The following is a 19,587-nucleotide window of genomic DNA, read 5'->3' on the forward strand; positions in this document are numbered from 1 at the left end:
ATTAAACCGCTTCTCCTTTTGTCTTTTTGATAACTGCATCTGCAATACCAGTAGGTACCTGAGCATAGTGAGCAAAGGTAAGTGACGCTGTGGCCCTACCCGAACTCATTGTTCTAAGGTCAGTAACATACCCGAAGAGCTCAGAAAGCGGAACATCTGCCTTCACCACTTGTGAAGTACCTTTTGTATCCATTCCCTTCATCATCCCTCGTCTTCTATTCAAGTCACCAGTGATAGATCCAGTATATTCATCTGGTGTCACTGCATCCACTGCCATTATAGGCTCCAGCAGAGCAGGCTTCGCTTTGCTTGCAGCAGCCCTGAAACCGGCCCTTGCAGCCAATTCAAAAGACAAAGCATCAGAATCCACATCGTGGAATGAACCATGGAAAAGTCTCACTTTCAAGGAATCAACCGGGAAACCGGCCAAAGGACCGTTCTTCATAGCTTCCTTAAAGCCTTTTTCAATAGCTGGAATAAATTCTCTTGGAATCACACCACCCACAATGTCGTTCTGGAACTGAAGTCCTTCTCCTGTGAAGTCTTCATCAACAGGCCCTAGTTCGAACACAATGTCCGCGAATTTACCACGACCACCAGTTTGCTTCTTATAAACCTCTTTATGCTCCACAGTGGCATTGACAGACTCTTTGTATGCAACCTGAGGTGCTCCCTGATTGATCTCTACTTTAAACTCTCTCTTAAGTCTATCGATAATGATATCCAGGTGAAGCTCACCCATTCCTCTCAGAATAGTCTGACCAGTCTCCTGATCTGTTTCCACCTGCAAGGTAGGATCCTCTTCCACCAATTTAGAGATCGCCATTCCCAACTTATCTACATCCGCCTGTTGTTTAGGCTCGATAGCATAACCAATAACTGGCTCCGGGAATACCATTGACTCCAATATGATTTGATGCTTCTCATCACAAAGGGTATCTCCAGTCTTAATATCTTTAAACCCAACTACGGCTCCAATATCTCCGCAATGCAAAGCATCAATCTGGTTCTGCTTGTTGGCATGCATCTGGAAAATTCGCGAAATACGCTCCTTCTTGTCCGTACGCATATTGTGTACGTAAGATCCCGAATTCAGCAGTCCAGAATAAGACCTGATAAAACACAACCTACCCACAAACGGATCAGTAGCGATTTTAAAAGCAAGTGCCGAGAAAGGCTCTTTTTCAGAAGGCTTTCTTGAAATCTTTTCTTCAGTGTCAGGATCAGTACCCGTAATATTATCTCTATCAAGTGGTGAAGGAAGCAATTCCATCACGTAGTTGAGCATTGTTTGTACGCCCTTGTTCTTGAAAGCCGAACCACAAAGCATTGGCACAAAAGCCAGGTCAATAGTCGCAGCACGAAGTGCAGCAATAATTTCATCTTCAGTGATGGACTCCGGATCTTCGAAATACTTCTCCAAAAGGGTCTCATCGTAATCTGCAACAGCCTCCAGAAGCGCTTGTCTATACTCAGCAACCTCCTCAAGCATATCCTCAGGAATAGGCACTTCGCTCCAGGTCATTCCAAAGTCATCTTCGTTCCAAACCATACCTGTGTTCGAAACCAAATCAACAACACCCTGAAATTTGTCCTCAGATCCGATTGGCAGTTGCAACGGAACCGCTTTGGTTCCAAGCATCTCTTTCACCTGCTTACAAACATTCAAAAAATCAGCACCCTGACGATCCATCTTATTGACGAATCCGATTCGCGCTACTTTATAGTTGTCAGCAAGTCTCCAGTTAGTTTCAGACTGAGGCTCCACACCATCTACTGCACTAAAAAGGAAAACCAAACCATCCAATACCCTCAAGGACCTGTTCACCTCAACAGTGAAGTCCACGTGACCCGGAGTATCTATAATATTGATGTGATAATCGTCGTTCTTATATTTCCAGAATACAGTGGTCGCTGCAGAGGTGATAGTGATTCCTCGCTCTTGCTCCTGCTCCATCCAGTCCATAGTAGCCGCTCCATCATGAACCTCACCTATTTTGTGAGTTACCCCCGTGTAGAACAGGATTCGTTCAGTGGTAGTGGTCTTACCAGCGTCAATGTGTGCAGCAATACCAATATTTCTAGTGTACTTTAAATCTCTAGCCATTAGTGATTTTGATTTTTAGAATCTGAAATGTGAGAATGCCTTGTTTGCTTCGGCCATTCTGTGAGTATCGTCCTTCTTTTTGATAGAAGCACCCTCACCTTTCGATGCAGCAATAATTTCACCTGCCAAACGCTCCATCATGGTTTTCTCCCCTCTAAGTCTGGCGTATTTGATCATCCATTTGATACCCAAAGAAAGTTTTCTTTCAGGACGAACCTCAATCGGCACCTGAAAAGTAGCTCCACCAACTCGACGGCTCTTCACTTCCACTCCAGGACACACATTGTTCAATGCAGTCTTCCAGGTCTCAATTCCATTCTCTTTGGTCTTAGACTCAACCAATTTGATGGCATCGTAGAAAATAGAATAGGCTATACTCTTCTTCCCACTCAACATGAGGTTATTAACAAATTTTGTCACCAAGGTATCCTGATAAATAGGATCAGGAAGGATGTACCTCTTCTTTGGCTTAGCTTTTCTCATTTCTCAGATTTTACTTTTTATCCTTAGGCCTTTTAGCTCCGTATTTAGATCTTCTTTGTGTTCGCCCATTCACTCCGGCAGTATCCAAAGCTCCACGAATGATGTGATACCTCACACCAGGTAAATCCTTCACCCTTCCACCTCGTATAAGCACGATAGAGTGTTCCTGCAAGTTATGACCCTCGCCAGGGATATAGGCATTCACTTCTTTTCCGTTAGTTAGTCTAACTCTGGCTACTTTTCTCATGGCAGAGTTAGGCTTCTTAGGCGTGGTGGTATACACTCTTGTGCATACACCTCGTCGCTGTGGACATGAATCCAGAGCAGGAGACTTTGATTTAGAAGTTAACTTCTTTCTGCCTTTTCTTACTAATTGCTGAATAGTTGGCATTATGCTTTATTTCTTATTATCCAAATTTTTTGGGAACGCAAAGATAGAAATAGTTGGTATTATATCACAATCGAAATGCGAATTATCGTAGAGAATTTTATGCCTCTCCCATAGTTCCTCCGAAATTCATTGGGAACTTTGGTGTCTCTTCCACACTCTTGATGTCCCCGTATGAGCTTTCGAATTTATTGATATTGTCCTCCAGTGCCTTTAAAAGGCGTTTTGCATGCTCAGGAGTAATCACAATTCGCGATTTAACCTTGGCTTTTGGCACACCCGGCATGAGCCGAATAAAATCGATGACAAACTCACTACTAGAGTGAGCTATCATCGCCAAATTTGCATAAACGCCCTCGGCTGTTTCCTCAGACAGTTCAATATTGATTTGATTGGATGGCTTATTGCCCCCTTTTTTATCTTCTTTAGGATCCATTATTTATGATTCCAGTTCTTTTGAATTAGCAAACTGTTCTTTAGCTGCTACCAGGTTTTCATAATCCTCGTTAGAGGTTACGATGTGGTTCAGGAAGTTTCTGTTTCCGGTTCCTGCCGGGATCAGATGTCCTACAATCACATTCTCTTTAAGTCCACTCAGGTAATCTGCTTTGCCTCTAATAGAAGCCTCACTAAGAACCTTGGTTGTTTCCTGGAATGATGCTGCAGAGATGAAACTTTCAGTTCCAAGTGATGCCTGAGTAATTCCCTGAAGGATCGGCTTAGAAACGGCCGCCTCAGCACTTCTGACCTCAACAATCTTCATGTCCCTCCTTTTCAGGTTAGAATTCTCATCACGCAGCTTCCGGCTGGTAATGATCATCCCTGCTTTCAAGGTTTCGGAATCACCTGGATCCATTACCACCTTTTTATCAAGGATATTATCATTTTCCTCCATGAAGGCAAATCTATCTACAGACTGATTGGTCAGGAAGCTGGTATCACCCGCATCGATGATAATTACCTTTTGCATCATCTGCCTCACGATCACCTCAATGTGCTTATCGTTGATCTTCACACCCTGAAGTCTGTAGACCTCCTGAATTTCATTCACGAGATACTCCTGAACAGCTGTAGGTCCGCTAATCGACAAGATATCCGCAGGTGTAATCGCACCATCTGAAAGCGCATCACCGGCACGGATAAAGTCATTATCCTGAACCAGAATATGCTTAGACAATGGCACCAGGTATCGCTTCTTCACTCCATCTTTCGACTCGATGAAGATCTCACGGTTACCACGTTTGATACCTCCATAAGTTACCACACCATCAATTTCACTCACCACAGCCGGGTTAGATGGATTACGCGCTTCGAAGAGCTCTGTAACCCTTGGAAGACCCCCGGTAATATCTCTTGACTTACCAGTCTTTCTAGGAATCTTAGCCAATACCTGCCCTGCTTTGATCTTATCTCCAACATCCACTGCAAGGTGAGCGCCTACTGGTATGTTATACCCTTTGGATTCATCCTTACCCGCCACAACAACAGCCGGGTTCTTGGTCTTATCTTTAGTATCTATAATTACTTTCTCTCTGTGACCTGTCTGCTCATCTGACTCCTCTTTGTAGGTAACTCCTTCAATGATAGAATCAAATTCTGCTTTACCGTCAAACTCGGCCATGATCACGGCATTGTATGGATCCCAGTTACATATTTCATCGCCTTTGGCAATCTTATCGCCATCACTTACTTTAAGGATGGCACCATAAGGCACATGGTTTGTAATCAATACTCTTTCCTTCTTATTGTCAAGAATCTTGATCTCTCCTGATCGGCCCATCACTTTCTTCACCTTGTTGCCCTCTTCGTCTACAGAATCTACGGTTCGTAGCTCATCGTATTCGATAAAACCATCAAATTTGGCTTTAATGTTGGCATCCACGGCAATGTTAGAAGCTGTACCTCCTACGTGGAAAGTTCTCAATGTAAGCTGAGTACCAGGCTCCCCGATCGACTGTGCAGCAATCACTCCGACAGACTCTCCCATGTTGGCCATACGACCACTTGCAAGGTTACGTCCATAGCATTTCGCACAAACTCCCTGCTTAGTCTCACAGGTCAATACGGACCTGATCTCCACCTCTTCGATGCTGGTTTCATCAATTTTAACAGCCACTTCTTCGGTGATCTCGGTACCTGACTCAACAATGAGTTCTTCGGTAATTGGATCATAGATATCGTGTACGGAAACCCTTCCAAGAATTCTCTCGAAAAGAGATTCTACGATCTCCTCGTTGTCCTTTAGTGCCTGTACTGATAAGCCTCTCAAAGTACCACAGTCTTCCTCGTTCACCACCATGTCCTGAGCCACATCCACCAATCGTCTGGTGAGGTAACCGGCATCCGCAGTTTTCAAAGCTGTATCCGCAAGACCTTTTCTGGCACCGTGTGTAGAGATGAAGTACTCTATTACATCCAGCCCTTCTTTGAAGTTAGAAAGAATAGGGTTTTCAATGATCTCACCTACAGAACCCTGAAGATTCTTTTGAGGCTTGGCCATCAGCCCTCTCATTCCTCCAAGCTGACGAATCTGCTCTCTTGAACCCCGGGCTCCAGAGTGCATCATCATGTAGATGGAGTTGAATCCCTGATCGTCTTCTTCCAACTGCTGCATCAGCGTATTGGTCAGCAACGTGTTCGTTCTTGTCCAAATGTCAATCACCTGGTTGTAACGCTCATTGTCTGTGATCAGACCCATCAGGTAGTTATTCCATACAGCTTCCACTTCTTCTTTGGCCTGAGCCACAAGCGCTTCCTTCTCTGCCGGAATCTGAATGTTATCAAGACCCATAGAAAGACCTCCTTTATAGGCTGTCTGGAATCCCAATTCTTTAATATCATCAAGAAAATGAGCCGTTTTGGCCATTCCAGTGATTTTGAATACAGTAGATATAATCTTCTGTAGTTTTTTCTTTGTCAGAAGTTCATCCACAAAACCCACTTCTTCCGGCACATGCAAATTGAACAGGACTCGTCCGGCCACGGTCTCAATAATCTTGGTCTCAAGCTCACCATTCTCATTTCTCACCTTAGTTCTCACTTTCACATAAGCATGCTGAGATACTTTGCCCTCATTGATGGCAATGATCACTTCTTCTGCACTGTAGAAAGAGAGTCCTTCACCAATTACTGGCTTTTCAGGAGTGCTTCTTCGGCCCTTTGTGATATAATAAAGTCCTAAAACCATGTCCTGAGAAGGCACCGCAATAGGCGCTCCGTTGGCAGGGTTAAGAATATTGTGAGATGAAAGCATCAACAATGACGCCTCAAGAACAGCTTCATGTCCAAGCGGTACGTGAACAGCCATCTGGTCACCGTCAAAATCGGCGTTGAATGCTGTACAAACCAATGGGTGTAGCTGAATCGCTTTTCCTTCTATTAATTTAGGCTGGAAAGCCTGAATACCTAACCTGTGAAGTGTAGGAGCCCGGTTAAGAAGTACAGGGTGTCCTTTCAGTACATTCTCAAGAATGTCCCAAACAACAGGATCCTTTCTGTCTACAATCTTCTTAGCAGACTTTACAGTCTTTACAATACCCCTCTCGATCAGCTTTCTGATCACAAAAGGCTTGAACAGCTCGGCTGCCATGTCCTTAGGAAGCCCACACTCGTGCATTTTGAGCTCAGGTCCAACCACGATAACAGAACGACCAGAGTAGTCAACCCTTTTACCCAGGAGGTTTTGACGGAATCGACCTTGCTTTCCTTTGAGCATATCACTCAAAGACTTCAAAGCTCTGTTTCCATCAGATCTTACAGCGTTCACCTTTCTTGAGTTATCAAAAAGTGAATCCACGGCTTCCTGAAGCATCCTTTTTTCATTTCGAAGGATTACTTCGGGTGCTTTGATATCAATCAATCTCTTCAGACGATTGTTACGAATGATCACCCTTCTGTAAAGGTCGTTCAAATCTGACGTAGCAAATCTTCCACCATCAAGAGGCACCAAAGGACGTAGTTCTGGTGGTATCACCGGAACCATCTTAATGATCATCCATTCGGGCTTATTCTCAATTCTGGTTTTGGCATCTCTGAATGCTTCCACCACTCTCAATCTCTTAAGTGCTTCAGCTTTTCTTTGCTGAGAAGTATCCGTAGCCGCCTGGTGACGAAGCTGATAAGAAAGCTCATCAAGTTCAATTCTTGACAACAGCATTTCCAATGCCTCAGCGCCCATTTTGGCGATGAATTTCTGTGGATCATCGTCATCCAAAAGCTGGTTCTCACGGGGAAGTTTATCCAGAATATCCAGATACTCCTCTTCAGTGAGAAAATCCATTTCATTGATACCATCTTCTTCCTTGATACCAGACTGAATGACTACATATCGCTCGTAGTAAATGATCTGATCCAATTTCTTAGTAGGAAGCCCCAAGAGGTAACCTATTTTGTTGGGAAGCGAACGAAAGTACCAGATATGCGCAACAGGCACTACCAATTCGATGTGACCCATTCGCTCTCTTCTGACCTTTTTCTCAGTCACCTCTACTCCACAACGGTCGCAAATAATCCCTTTATATCGGATTCGCTTATATTTTCCACAATGACATTCCCAGTCTTTAACAGGACCAAAGATTCGCTCACAGAACAACCCACCCATTTCAGGCTTGTAGGTTCTGTAGTTAATCGTTTCAGGCTGAGTAACTTCACCATGCGAGCTTTCTAAAATCGACTCTGGAGATGCCAGACTAATCGTAACTTTAGAAAAATCGTTAGACAGTTTTTTATTTTTTCTGAACGCCATAATTAAATGATCTATGTATAGCCCCGCAGAGCGGGGCTGTTATCCAATTTATTAGTCTAAGGTAATTTCAAGTGCCAATCCACGAAGCTCGTGAACCAATACATTGAACGATTCAGGGATGTTTGGCTTCTGCATGTTTTCACCCTTCACAATCGCCTCGTAGGCTTTTGCTCTACCAATCACGTCATCCGACTTAATGGTAAGGATTTCCTGCAATACATGGGCAGCACCGAATGCCTCAAGTGCCCATACCTCCATCTCTCCAAATCTCTGACCACCAAACTGTGCCTTACCACCGAGTGGTTGCTGTGTGATCAGTGAGTATGGTCCGATGCTTCTTGCGTGCATCTTATCATCTACCAGGTGACCAAGTTTCAGCATATAAGCCACACCTACCGTAACAGGCTGATCGAAGCGAACTCCGCTCAAACCATCATATAGATAAGTACGACCAAATGATGGTAATCCTGCATCCTTCAGTTCGCTCTGAACTTCATCCTCAGTAGCACCGTCAAAAATTGGAGTAGCATATTTCTTACCCAATCTTAAACCGGCCCAACCCAGTACAGTTTCGTAAATCTGACCGATGTTCATACGAGAAGGTACACCAAGCGGGTTCAACACAATATCCACCGGAGTTCCATCTTCCATGAAAGGCATGTCTTCATCACGGACAATCTTGGCTACAACACCCTTGTTTCCGTGACGACCCGCCATCTTATCACCTACTTTCAGTTTACGTTTCTTAGCAACATAGACTTTGGCCAACTGAACAATGCCTGCTGGAAGTTCATCTCCAACCTCAAGCGTAAAGCGCTCTCTTTTGAAAATACCTGATACTTCGTTTCTTGCATTGATATAATTCTTGACCATTCTGAAGATGAGATCATTAGTATGCTGATCGGTTGCCCAATCTTCGATGATCAAATCTGAAATCAAATTGGCTTCTTCAGGAACATTGTAGTTACTCTCATCCCTGTAAGCATTCTTAGGTGGGAATAGATTTGCCTCAATGTTTTTTCTGTTGAACTTGGTTCCTTTAGACATTACCTCTTCACCAAACTTATGTTTGATTCCCTGGCAAGTTTTTCCTTCGAGAAGCTTCGCCAACTTGTCGATCATTTGATTTCTGATCTCAGTAAGCTCACCGCTGTAACGGTTTTTCAGCATTTCTACCTCTTTCTTCGTTCTTGATCTAAGGTCTTTATCCTTCTTAGGTCTTGAGAAGAGTTTAGTATCAATCACCACACCTCTCAATGAAGGTGAAGCTTTCAATGAAGCATCTTTTACGTCACCCGCTTTGTCTCCAAAGATGGCACGCAATAGCTTTTCTTCCGGAGTAGGATCGGTTTCCCCTTTTGGTGTGATTTTACCAATCAGGATATCTCCTTCTTTGATCTCAGCACCAATTCTGATAATACCATTTTCGTCAAGGTTCTTAACAGCTTCCTCACTTACGTTTGGTATCTCAGAAGTAAGCTCTTCTTCTCCTCTCTTGGTATCTCTTACTTCAAGGTCGTATTCGTCGATGTGGATAGAGGTGAAAATATCCTCTCTTACCACCTTCTCAGAAATTACAATCGCATCCTCAAAGTTGTACCCCTGCCATGGCATGTATGCCACCATCAGGTTTCTTCCAAGGGCCAGCTCACCATTTTCGGTAGCAAAACCTTCACACAAAGGTTGACCTTTATATACTTTATCACCTTTGGTAACAATCGGCTTCAGGTTGATACAAGTATCCTGGTTAGTTCTTCTGAACTTAATGAGCTCATAAGTAACACTTGGACTATTGAAAGAGATAAGCAAATCTTCTTCAGTTCGCTCATATCTGACAACTATCTTCTTAGCGTCTACATATTCGATTTCACCGTCTCCTTCAGCGATCACTAATGCACGTGAATCAATAGCAACACGCTTTTCCAAACCAGTTCCAACAATTGGAGCCTGAGGCTTCAACAATGGTACTGCCTGGCGCTGCATGTTAGAGCCCATCAATGCACGGTTGGCATCATCATGCTCAAGGAAAGGAATCATAGAGGCTGCTACCGATACAATCTGATTCGGTGCCACATCCATATACTTCAAATCTTTGGGATCCACTACCGGGAAATCCCCTTCGAAACGTGCCTTTACTTTATCATTCAGGAAGTTTCCTTTGTCATCCAAAGGCGCATTGGCCTGGGCTATATTATAGGTATCTTCTTCCTCTGCAGTGAGATAGTTTACACTACCTGTCATATCCACAGTTCCTTCTACCACATCCCTATAAGGTGTCTCAATGAAACCCATCTGGTTCACCTTGGCGTGTACGCAAAGTGAGGAGATCAAACCAATGTTTGGCCCTTCAGGAGTTTCGATGGTACAAAGTCTGCCATAGTGTGTATAGTGAACGTCACGTACCTCGAAACCTGCTCTTTCTCTGGAAAGACCACCAGGTCCTAGTGCCGACATTCTTCTTTTATGCGTAATCTCTGCCAATGGATTGGTCTGATCCATAAACTGAGAGAGCTGGTTGGTACCAAAGAATGAATTGATCACTGAAGACAACGTACGCGCGTTGATCAAATCAACTGGCTTGAAGTCTTCATTATCCCGAACATTCATTCGCTCACGGATGGTTCTGGCCATTCTGGCAAGACCCACACCAAACTGTGCATACAATTGCTCACCCACAGTTCTAACCCTTCTGTTGCTCAAGTGGTCAATATCATCGACTACTGCCTTGCTATTGATCAACCCGATCAGGTACTTCACGATAAGAATGATATCCTCAGTGGTGAGGGTTCTCTTATCGTATCCTATGTCCAATCCTAGCTTTTTGTTGATTCTGTATCGACCAACTTCACCCAGATCATAACGCTTATCACTGAAGAAGAGATTTTGAATAATATCCCGGGCAGTCTGCTCATCAGGAGCATCAGTATTTCTCAACTGACGATAAATCTGCTCAACGGCTTCCTTCTCAGAGTTGGAATTATCCTTCTGAAGCGTATTGTATATGATAGAGTAATCCGTGATGTTCACATCCTTCCTGTGAAGGACAATTGACTTGCTGCCGGACTCCAAAATGGTCTCAATATCATCCTCAGAAATGATGCCATCTCTTTCGAGAATCACTTCATTTCTATCAATGGAAACAACTTCTCCGGTGTCTTCATCCACAAAATCCTCTGTCCAGGTACGTAGTACCCTGGCGGCCAGTCTGCGACCTATCACTTTTTTCAGCTCCTTTTCAGTAGCATCAATCTCTTCGGACAGGCCAAAGAGATCTAATATTTTTTTATCTGATCCATATCCTATCGATCTGAGAAGTGTGGTAATAGGAAACTTCTTTTTACGATCGATATAGGCATACATCACGTTGTTAACGTCTGTAGCAAACTCAATCCAGGATCCCTTAAAAGGAATGATCCTTGCGGAGTACAAGTGTGTTCCATTCGTGTGCTTGCTTTGCGCAAAGAACACACCCGGAGACCTGTGCAACTGCGAAACGATCACTCGCTCAGCCCCATTGATTACGAAAGACCCTTTTGCAGTCATATATGGGATATTCCCCAAGAAGACTTCCTGCTCTATGGTCTCAAAATCTTCATTCTCCTCATCATTGCAAAGCAAACGAAGCTTAGCTTTGAGGGGAACAGAGTGCGTCAAACCTCTTTCGATGCTCTCATCAACTGAGTACTTTGGAGGGTCAACAGTATAATCGACAAATTCCAGCACGAAATTTTCTCTGGAATCACTGATAGGAAAGTTCTCCATGAACACTTTGTACAGTCCTTCGGAGTTTCTTTTCTCAGAAGGAGTGTCCAGCTGGAAAAAGTCAACGAATGACTTCAGCTGTACGTCAAGGAAATCAGGATAATCGATTACAGATTTTATAGAAGAGAAATTAACTCTCTCAGATGTATTTTTAGCCAAAGCTTTATCTGTTTAGTTCAAAATAAGGATCAAGAACAATATGTAGTAGATACAAACAGGAAAAGACCTGATCCTTATCCCGATGTATATCGGGATGGGAGCCAGGCCTAAACCTTAGTTGATGAAAATCAAATTATTTTAGCTCAACCTCGGCACCAGCTTCTTCAAGCTGCTTTTTAAGCGCCTCAGCCTCATCTTTAGCTACGCCTTCTTTTACGTTACTTGGAGCACCGTCTACCAGTTCTTTAGCTTCTTTTAGTCCAAGACCTGTAAGTTCTTTTACCAATTTCACTACTGCTAGCTTAGCTGCACCAGCTGACTTAAGTACAACATCAAAAGATGATTTTTCCTCAGCAGCACTTCCACCATCACCACCACCAGCTACCATTACAGGAGCTGCTGCAGCTGCAGGCTCAATACCATACTCATCTTTAAGGATTGTAGCTAGTTCACTTACCTCTTTTACTGAAAGGTTTACTAGTTGCTCAGCGAATTCTTTTAAATCTGCCATTTTAATTGTCAATTAATTTTGTTAAAAATCTTATTCTCTTTCTGAAAGTGTTTTTACTAGACCGGCTAAAGTATGCTGACCACTCTGTAGAGCGGAGATAACATTCTTAGCAGGTGACTGAAGTAATGAAATAACCTCACCAATAAGTTCCTGTTTCGACTTGAGGTTACTCAAAATCTCCAACTGGTCTTCACCGATGAAAATATCTGAATCTATGGAAGCAGCCTTAAACTTAGGTCTCTGATCTTTGTCTTCCTTCTTGAAGTCTTTAATGACCCTAGCAGGAACGTTTGCGTTTTCATTCACAAACATGATCCCCGAGAATCCTTTTAATGTGCTATCCAATGATGAATAGTCATTGTCAAGATTATCAAGGGCTTTCTTGATCAAAGTATTTTTCACAACCTTGTACTCTACACCTTTTTTGAAGCACATCTCTCTAAACTTGTTGATTTGTGCAACAGTAAGGCCTGATGTGTCAGTGATGTAGAAGTGGTCTGTTTGCTGAAGTTTTTCTGTTAAACCAGCAATCACTTGTGCTTTTTCTTCTCTAGTCATAACGTCTTATAGTCCAGCTATGCTATTTTTATCAACAGCTATACCCTTACTCATCGTACTGGATAGTGTGATTGATTTAAAATATGTACCCTTGGCAGAAGAAGGTTTCAACTTCGCCACAGTTTGAATCATTTCCACTGCATTTTGCATGATCTTCTCCCGATCGAAGGAGATCTTACCAATGCTTGTATGGATAATTCCTGTTTTATCAACTTTGAAGTCAATCTTACCAGCCTTTACCTCGGTCACTGCCTGAGCAATGTCCATGGTTACAGTACCTGACTTAGGGTTCGGCATTAATCCTCGTGGTCCGAGTACTCTACCTAACTTACCCACTTTAGCCATTACTGTAGGCATTGTGATGATCACATCAATTGCAGTCCACCCACCTTCTATTTTGGTGATATAGTCGTCAAGACCTACAAAGTCAGCTCCAGCAGCCTTAGCCTCTTCCTCCTTATCTGGAGTACAAAGCACAAGCACCTTCACTTCCTTGCCAATCCCGTTAGGCAAAGCCACCACACCACGAACCATTTGATCCGCTTTACGTGGGTCTACGCCCAGTCTAATATCAATATCAACAGATGCATCAAATTTGGAAAAGGTAATGTCCTTCACCAACTGAGCAGCCTCCTCAATAGAGTATTCCTTATTTACGTCAACAAGCTCTGCAGCTTTTTTCTGATTTTTCGTAATCTTTCCCATTGTACTATTTAGTTAGCCCAAGGCGCTTTACCAGAAACTCTTACTCCCATACTTCTAGCTGTACCAGCTACCTGACGCATTGCAGATTCAATCTTAAATGCGTTCAAATCCTGCATTTTCAACTCAGCAATCTCTTTCACCTGATCCCAGCTGATAGAACCCACTTTCGCACGGTTTGGCTCAGCAGAACCTTTTTTCAACTTAGCAGCTTCCATAATCAATATTGGAGCTGGAGGTGTTTTAATTACAAAATCGAAAGACTTGTCAGTATAGATCGCAACAACTACCGGGAGCAATTGACCCTGCTTATCTTGAGTTCTTGCATTGAACTGTTTACAAAACTCCATGATATTTAGTCCCTTAGAACCAAGTGCTGGTCCTACTGGTGGAGAAGGATTTGCCGCCCCTCCCCTAACCTGAAGTTTCAAATAACCTGTTATCTCTTTAGCCATTAGATTATTCTTGTTTTTCTACCTGTATGTAATTCAACTCTACAGGAGTGTTTCTTCCAAAAATTTTAACTGTAACATTTAACTTCTTTCGATCCTCAAATACCTCTTCTACAGTACCGGTAAAGCCACTGAATGGACCATCCATAACTTTTACCGACTCACCCACTATAAAAGGTGTATCAAGTTTCTCTTCGTACTCCTCGGCTTCATCGACCCTACCTAAAATTCTGTTCACCTCATTTTGTCGAAGTGGGACAGGATCCTTGGAAGCGCTGGTAGAACCTTCACCAAGAAAACCAATTACATCTGGTGTATTGGTAATAATATGCTGAGTCTCGCCATTGCTCAAATCAGCTTGTATGAGTATATATCCTGGAAAAAAGTTGCGCTCACGTACACGCTTCTTTCCATTTCTCATTTCGTATACTTTCTCAGAAGGGATAAGCACCTGCGTTACCAGCTGCTCAATACCGTTCCTCGCGATCTCTTGTTCCAGGTAACCCTTTACCTTCTTCTCACGGCCACTTATGGCCCTTACTACGTACCATTTGAACTCAGACATCCCTTAAAATTCGTTATAAAACCATTTCATGGCATTTTCGAATCCAAAGTCGAAAAGCCCTATCATCAGAGCGAAAATTAAAGAAGCGACCAAAACGAGGATGCTACTGTTTTGCAGATCAGCGTATTTAGGCCAGGTTACTTTGTGAAGTAACTCATCATAAGCCTCTTTAAAAAAAGATATTACCTTATCCATCGTTATGTTTAAAGATTGCACGGGAGGAGGGACTCGAACCCCCAACCAATGGTTTTGGAGACCACTACTCTACCAATTGAGCTACACCCGTAAAAAAACCATGCAGCCCAAAAGGACTGCAAAGTTAGATGAATCAATATTTATAAACAAATGCCATCTGGAATTAATTTCCAGATGGCAATGTTTTGAAATTTCAATTAGTCAAGGATCTCAGTAACCTGACCAGAACCTACAGTTCTGCCACCTTCTCTGATCGCAAATCGCAATCCTTTTTCAAGAGCGATAGGGTTGATCAAATTCACTTCGATGGTTACGTTATCACCTGGCATTACCATTTCCACATTAGCAGGAAGCATGATCTCACCAGTAACGTCTGTTGTTCTTACGTAGAACTGAGGACGGTACTTGTTGAAGAAAGGCGTGTGACGACCACCTTCTTCTTTAGAAAGAACGTATACCTCAGCGTTGAACTTAGCGTGAGGAGTTACAGAACCAGGCTTACAGATAATCATACCTCTTCTGATTTCGCTCTTCTCAATACCTCTCAAAAGCAAACCAACGTTATCGCCAGCTTCACCTCTGTCCAATATTTTTCTGAACATCTCCACACCAGTGATGGTAGACTTAAGACCTTCAGCTCCCATACCGATGATATCAACAGGATCTCCAGAGTTGATTACACCTCTTTCGATTCTACCAGTAGCTACAGTACCACGACCAGTGATCGAGAATACATCCTCTACAGGCATCAAGAATTCTTTATCAACTGCTCTAGGAGGAAGTGGAATAAACTCATCCACTGCATTCATCAGCTCTTCTACTTTTTCTACCCACTTAGGCTCACCGTTAAGTGCACCAAGCGCAGAACCCTGGATCACTGGAATGTCATCACCTGGGAAATCATAATCAGAAAGAAGCTCTCTGATTTCCATTTCTACAAGCTCAAGAAGCTCAGGATCATCAACCAAATCCACTTTGTTCATGAAAACAACCAAAGCAGGTACACCTACCTGACGAGAAAGCAGGATGTGCTCTCTTGTCTGTGGCATAGGACCGTCAGTCGCTGCTACCACGATGATAGCTCCGTCCATCTGGGCCGCACCAGTAACCATGTTCTTAACATAGTCAGCGTGACCAGGACAATCCACGTGCGCGTAGTGTCTTTTTTCTGTCTGATACTCAATGTGTGAAGTATTGATAGTAATACCTCTTTCTTTTTCTTCAGGTGCATTGTCAATTGAAGAAAAGTCTTTCATTTCTGCAAGGCCTTTTGAGGCAAGTACAGAAGAAATAGCAGCAGTCAATGTGGTTTTACCATGGTCAACGTGACCAATAGTACCGATATTAACGTGCGGTTTTGAACGATCAAAGGTTGCTTTAGCCATGTCTGATAATCCTCGGTTTAAATATTAAATAAATAAGTCAAAATAAAAATATCCCAAATATTACCAACCAAATGGTTTCCCCTTGAGGATACAAGAGCCAATGACGGGATTTGAACCCGTGACCTCTTCCTTACCAAGGAAGCACTCTACCCCTGAGCTACATCGGCTTTGGGAATTTCAAAAGGTTGATAATTCGAGCGGGTGACCAGGTTCGAACCGGCGACCTACAGCTTGGAAGGCTGTCGCTCTACCAACTGAGCTACACCCGCTTTTTAACATTTTGTGGGGGGAGAAGGATTCGAACCTTCGAAGACATAAGTCAACGGATTTACAGTCCGTCCCAGTTGGCCGCTTTGGTATCCCCCCAACTAACATTTCTACTCTATCAAAGTACTCCCCTTTTTCGGTTCTCCTTGAAAAAGGGAATGCAAAATTATACGCTTTTTTATTTTAATCAAATTTTTACCAGTAAATCTGGAATCATTTTTTCAAAGCATGTTTTTAACCTTCCGAGGCCCTTTTTCACCGCTCCGGTTCGTTGATTTTCATTATTATAGTGGCCTGGAAAATGGCATGACCGATATGAAACTAAAAGTAGAAGTAAATGGACGTAATGAGTTTCAAATTGCAGAACATGAAGGGGGCGCCCTCATCAACGGCAAAGAAAGCTCTTACGACCTACACAGGAAGTCTTCAAATGAATTTCTTCTTTACCAAAATCAGCACGTCTATCAGATCTCGGTTGTTGAGTCACATGACAGCAGCACCCTGACATTAAATATTAATGGAGAAGAATTTAGCGTAAGTACCAAGGATCATATCGCACAAATCCTGGAAGACCTGGGAATGGACGTGATCGCCAACGAAGTGATTAATGAGATCAATGCTCCAATGCCGGGCACCATCATTGACATTGTGGTATCCGAAGGTCAGGAAATTCAGGAAGGGGATACCATTCTAATTCTGGAAGCTATGAAAATGGAGAACATCATTAAATCTCCTGTGAACACCACAATTCAAAAAATCCACATTGAAAAGGGTCAAAACGTGGAAAAAAATCAAGTTCTGGTATCTTTTTAAGGATCATGGGCGCTTGATGTGGTAATCTTTATACTTTTGTGAAATTTTAATCAACAAACAATTATATAGCCCTGCATGAAATATAAAAGGATACTCCTCAAACTTAGTGGCGAAGCCCTCATGGGAGAAAATCAACATGGCATAGACCCCAACAGACTGGAGCAATATGCTATGGAAATCAAAAGAGTTCACGAAAAAGGCCTTGAACTGGCCATAGTGATCGGAGGAGGAAATATCTTCAGAGGAGTGGATGGAGAGAAGTCAGGAATAGACAGGGTACAAGGAGACTACATGGGTATGTTAGCCACGGTCATCAACGCCATGGCCCTACAGAGCACACTCGAAAAGCACGGAATGTACACCCGCCTGATGTCAGGACTAAAAATGGAACAGGTATGTGAGCCGTTTATCCGGCGCAGAGCTATCCGGCATTTGGAAAAGAACAGGATTGTCATCTTTGGTGCGGGCATAGGTAATCCCTATTTTACCACGGACTCCACGGCCAGCCTACGAGCCATCGAAACAGAAGCTGACGTGGTACTCAAAGGCACAAGAGTAGATGGTGTGTACACGGCTGATCCTGAGAAAGATCCAACCGCCACCAAGTACACCCACGTATCTTTTCAGGAGGCCTACGAAAAAGGACTGAGCATCATGGATATGACCGCCTTTACCCTTTGCATGGAAAACAATCTCCCAATTATAGTATTTGACATGAATAAGCCTGGAAATCTATTTGATATCATAGATGGAAAAGAGGTGGGTACTTTAATCAATTAATACAATGGAGGAAATCGATTTTTATTTAGATCACTCACAAGAAATGATGGACAAGGCAGTGAGTCACTGCAACACCGAGCTGGCCAAAATAAGGGCCGGCAAGGCCATGCCGAACATGCTGGATGGTATCGCAGTGGAATACTATGGTGCAAGCACCCCGCTGCAACAGGTAGCCTCTGTGACTACACCTGACGCCAGAACTTTGAGTATAAAGCCCTGGGAAAAGAAGATGATCCCGGAGATAGAAAAAGCCATTATCAACTCTAACCTTGGTTTTAACCCGCAGAATGATGGTGAGCTAATCAGAATCAACATCCCTCCCCTTACGGAAGAGCGCAGAATCTCTCTGGTAAAGCAAGCCAAATCAGAGACTGAAAACGGCAAAATCAGTGTGCGAAATGTGCGTAAGGAAGTAATGGATTCCCTCAAAAAACTTTTGAAGGACGGAGCCTCGGAGGACGCCATCAAAGGGGCCGAAGAAGAAGTACAGAAGATCACGGACCTTCACACCAAAAAACTCGATGAGCTTCTGGAGCTGAAGGAGAAGGACATCATGACCTTGTAATCTACTGGTCAGATAAACAATTTGCGTGTCTGGATCATTTCTTCCACACGTTGTGGCACCAGGTATTTGATGGATCGGTTTGCCCTTATCATTTTTCTGATCAGGGTAGCCGATATGTCCATCTCAGGGGCCTCTATCAACCGGACATTGGGGTGTTCTGTCAAATCTGATTTCTGAGCGTTCGGTCTCGGGTAAACAATCAGTCCATAATGATCCAAAATCACCTGATGATTCTTCCACTTAGGAAAAGAACCCAGGTTATCCTCCCCTATGATCAGTGTGAAGGCATGATCAGGATATTTTTCACTAAGTACCGCCAACGTGTCCACTGTATAGCTGGGCCTTGGCATCTGAAATTCCACATCACTTGCCCTGAAATGGTAGTCATCCTCAATGGCTGCCTGCACTAAATCATACCGATCAAACTCGTGCAGCAGGTTCTTATTCTTCTTGAAGGGATTTTGTGGCGACACAATGAACCACACCTGATCCAGCTCTGTGGACTGATGAGCCACATTGGCTATAATCAAATGACCAACGTGTATAGGATTGAACGATCCGAAAAAGAGCCCAACTTTCATTGGAGAAAATCATTTACAATCTGCTCTGCTTCTTTGAAGGCTGTCTTCAGATCTCTGTTTATAAGCTCATAATCAAATTTCTCCGCGAATTGCATTTCTGCTTCTGCTTTGCCTATTCTCCGCTCCAGGGACTCTTTGGTTTCTGTTTGTCTCTTCTCCAGGCGGTGGCGAAGTACCTCCACACTCTCGGCATTTACAAATACAGATAGGGCCCTGTCGCCAAGTGCTTCCTTCAGATTCACTCCTCCTATAACATCCACATCAAAGATCACATGATATCCCTCAGCCCAAAGCCGCTCTACTTCAGATTTCAGCGTGGCGTAGAACACCCCGGGATATACCTCCTGCCACTCATACAGCTCCCCTGCCTGAAGCTTCCGACGAAAGTCTGCCTGGGTAAGGAAATAATAATCTTTACCGTCTTCTTCCACACCTGCCCTTTTTGCACGGGTGGTCGCGGAAATCGAAAATTTCAAATTGGGGATGGTCTCGATGAGATGCTTTACAATGGTGGTCTTACCGGCACCAGATGGTGCACAGAAAATTACTGCCTTGCCTCGGCTCATATAA

18 protein-coding genes and 4 tRNA genes are annotated in these 19,587 nt (G+C 43.4%); 3 read left to right on the forward strand and 19 right to left on the reverse strand.

Going from position 1 to position 19,587, the window contains the following annotated elements; genetic code table 11:
* Nucleotide 1: 1 nt before the first annotated feature.
* The 17 genes from fusA to RIH33_RS07720 all read right to left on the reverse strand — a co-directional run bounded on the left by fusA (nucleotide 2) and on the right by RIH33_RS07720 (nucleotide 16,377).
* Entirely contained in the window at nucleotides 2-2,107 is a 2,106-nt protein-coding gene (gene fusA, locus RIH33_RS07640) for an elongation factor G (RefSeq protein ID WP_406654544.1), read from the reverse strand.
* Nucleotides 2,108-2,122: 15 nt separating this feature from the next.
* Nucleotides 2,123-2,590, reverse strand: a complete 468-nt coding sequence (gene rpsG / locus RIH33_RS07645) for a 30S ribosomal protein S7 (RefSeq protein ID WP_159585196.1) — start codon at nucleotides 2,588-2,590, stop codon at nucleotides 2,123-2,125.
* Between the two features lie 10 nt (nucleotides 2,591-2,600).
* A complete protein-coding gene (gene rpsL, locus RIH33_RS07650; protein ID WP_159585197.1) occupies nucleotides 2,601-2,981 on the reverse strand; it encodes a 30S ribosomal protein S12 in 381 nt (126 codons plus the stop codon).
* Nucleotides 2,982-3,078: 97 nt separating this feature from the next.
* Nucleotides 3,079-3,414: a DUF3467 domain-containing protein gene (locus RIH33_RS07655; protein ID WP_406654545.1), complete on the reverse strand. Its 336-nt coding sequence runs from the start codon at nucleotides 3,412-3,414 to the stop codon at nucleotides 3,079-3,081.
* Nucleotides 3,415-3,417: 3 nt separating this feature from the next.
* Complete coding sequence (gene rpoC / locus RIH33_RS07660) at nucleotides 3,418-7,722, reverse strand: DNA-directed RNA polymerase subunit beta' (protein ID WP_406654547.1); 4,305 nt, start codon at nucleotides 7,720-7,722, stop codon at nucleotides 3,418-3,420.
* Nucleotides 7,723-7,773: 51 nt separating this feature from the next.
* The gene (rpoB, locus tag RIH33_RS07665; RefSeq protein WP_406654548.1) at nucleotides 7,774-11,643 is read right to left on the reverse strand and encodes a DNA-directed RNA polymerase subunit beta; all 3,870 of its coding nucleotides are present in this window, start codon (nucleotides 11,641-11,643) and stop codon (nucleotides 7,774-7,776) included.
* 133 nt (nucleotides 11,644-11,776) lie between these two features.
* On the reverse strand, nucleotides 11,777-12,154 hold the full coding sequence (gene rplL, locus RIH33_RS07670) for a 50S ribosomal protein L7/L12 (protein ID WP_159585201.1): 378 nt from the start codon (nucleotides 12,152-12,154) through the stop codon (nucleotides 11,777-11,779).
* A 30-nt stretch (nucleotides 12,155-12,184) separates the two neighbouring features.
* On the reverse strand, nucleotides 12,185-12,712 hold the full coding sequence (rplJ, locus tag RIH33_RS07675) for a 50S ribosomal protein L10 (RefSeq protein WP_406654550.1): 528 nt from the start codon (nucleotides 12,710-12,712) through the stop codon (nucleotides 12,185-12,187).
* A 6-nt stretch (nucleotides 12,713-12,718) separates the two neighbouring features.
* A complete protein-coding gene (rplA, locus tag RIH33_RS07680) occupies nucleotides 12,719-13,417 on the reverse strand; it encodes a 50S ribosomal protein L1 (protein ID WP_406654551.1) in 699 nt (232 codons plus the stop codon).
* An 8-nt stretch (nucleotides 13,418-13,425) separates the two neighbouring features.
* Entirely contained in the window at nucleotides 13,426-13,869 is a 444-nt protein-coding gene (rplK, locus tag RIH33_RS07685; protein ID WP_406654553.1) for a 50S ribosomal protein L11, read from the reverse strand.
* A 4-nt stretch (nucleotides 13,870-13,873) separates the two neighbouring features.
* Nucleotides 13,874-14,431 (reverse strand): transcription termination/antitermination protein NusG, encoded by a 558-nt coding sequence (gene nusG, locus RIH33_RS07690; protein ID WP_159585205.1) that lies wholly within the window; start codon nucleotides 14,429-14,431, stop codon nucleotides 13,874-13,876.
* 3 nt (nucleotides 14,432-14,434) lie between these two features.
* A complete protein-coding gene (gene secE / locus RIH33_RS07695; RefSeq protein WP_159585206.1) occupies nucleotides 14,435-14,626 on the reverse strand; it encodes a preprotein translocase subunit SecE in 192 nt (63 codons plus the stop codon).
* An 18-nt stretch (nucleotides 14,627-14,644) separates the two neighbouring features.
* Nucleotides 14,645-14,717 (reverse strand) — tRNA-Trp (locus RIH33_RS07700).
* A gap of 106 nt (nucleotides 14,718-14,823) precedes the next feature.
* On the reverse strand, nucleotides 14,824-16,011 hold the full coding sequence (gene tuf, locus RIH33_RS07705) for an elongation factor Tu (protein WP_159585207.1): 1,188 nt from the start codon (nucleotides 16,009-16,011) through the stop codon (nucleotides 14,824-14,826).
* 95 nt (nucleotides 16,012-16,106) lie between these two features.
* A tRNA-Thr gene (locus tag RIH33_RS07710) sits at nucleotides 16,107-16,178 on the reverse strand.
* 29 nt (nucleotides 16,179-16,207) lie between these two features.
* A tRNA-Gly gene (locus RIH33_RS07715) sits at nucleotides 16,208-16,280 on the reverse strand.
* 14 nt (nucleotides 16,281-16,294) lie between these two features.
* Nucleotides 16,295-16,377 (reverse strand) — tRNA-Tyr (locus RIH33_RS07720).
* Nucleotides 16,378-16,593: 216 nt separating this feature from the next.
* Between RIH33_RS07720 and RIH33_RS07725 the strand changes: the two genes are divergently transcribed.
* The 3 genes from RIH33_RS07725 (at nucleotide 16,594) to frr (ending at nucleotide 18,436) form a co-directional block, all read left to right on the forward strand.
* Nucleotides 16,594-17,091, forward strand: a complete 498-nt coding sequence (locus tag RIH33_RS07725; RefSeq protein ID WP_406654555.1) for a biotin/lipoyl-containing protein — start codon at nucleotides 16,594-16,596, stop codon at nucleotides 17,089-17,091.
* A gap of 75 nt (nucleotides 17,092-17,166) precedes the next feature.
* Complete coding sequence (pyrH, locus tag RIH33_RS07730) at nucleotides 17,167-17,871, forward strand: UMP kinase (RefSeq protein ID WP_159585209.1); 705 nt, start codon at nucleotides 17,167-17,169, stop codon at nucleotides 17,869-17,871.
* 4 nt (nucleotides 17,872-17,875) lie between these two features.
* Nucleotides 17,876-18,436 (forward strand): ribosome recycling factor, encoded by a 561-nt coding sequence (frr, locus tag RIH33_RS07735; RefSeq protein WP_406654557.1) that lies wholly within the window; start codon nucleotides 17,876-17,878, stop codon nucleotides 18,434-18,436.
* A gap of 8 nt (nucleotides 18,437-18,444) precedes the next feature.
* Here frr and nadD read toward each other — a convergent pair whose 3' ends face one another.
* Both nadD and gmk read right to left on the reverse strand, forming a co-directional pair.
* Nucleotides 18,445-19,017 (reverse strand): nicotinate (nicotinamide) nucleotide adenylyltransferase, encoded by a 573-nt coding sequence (gene nadD, locus RIH33_RS07740; protein ID WP_406654558.1) that lies wholly within the window; start codon nucleotides 19,015-19,017, stop codon nucleotides 18,445-18,447.
* Nucleotides 19,014-19,583: a guanylate kinase gene (gene gmk, locus RIH33_RS07745; RefSeq protein WP_406654560.1), complete on the reverse strand. Its 570-nt coding sequence runs from the start codon at nucleotides 19,581-19,583 to the stop codon at nucleotides 19,014-19,016. The genes nadD and gmk overlap by 4 nt, the downstream gene beginning before the upstream one ends.
* Nucleotides 19,584-19,587 lie beyond the last annotated feature (4 nt).

The organism is Marinoscillum sp. (assembly GCF_040222955.1).
GTDB lineage: Bacteria > Bacteroidota > Bacteroidia > Cytophagales > Cyclobacteriaceae > Marinoscillum.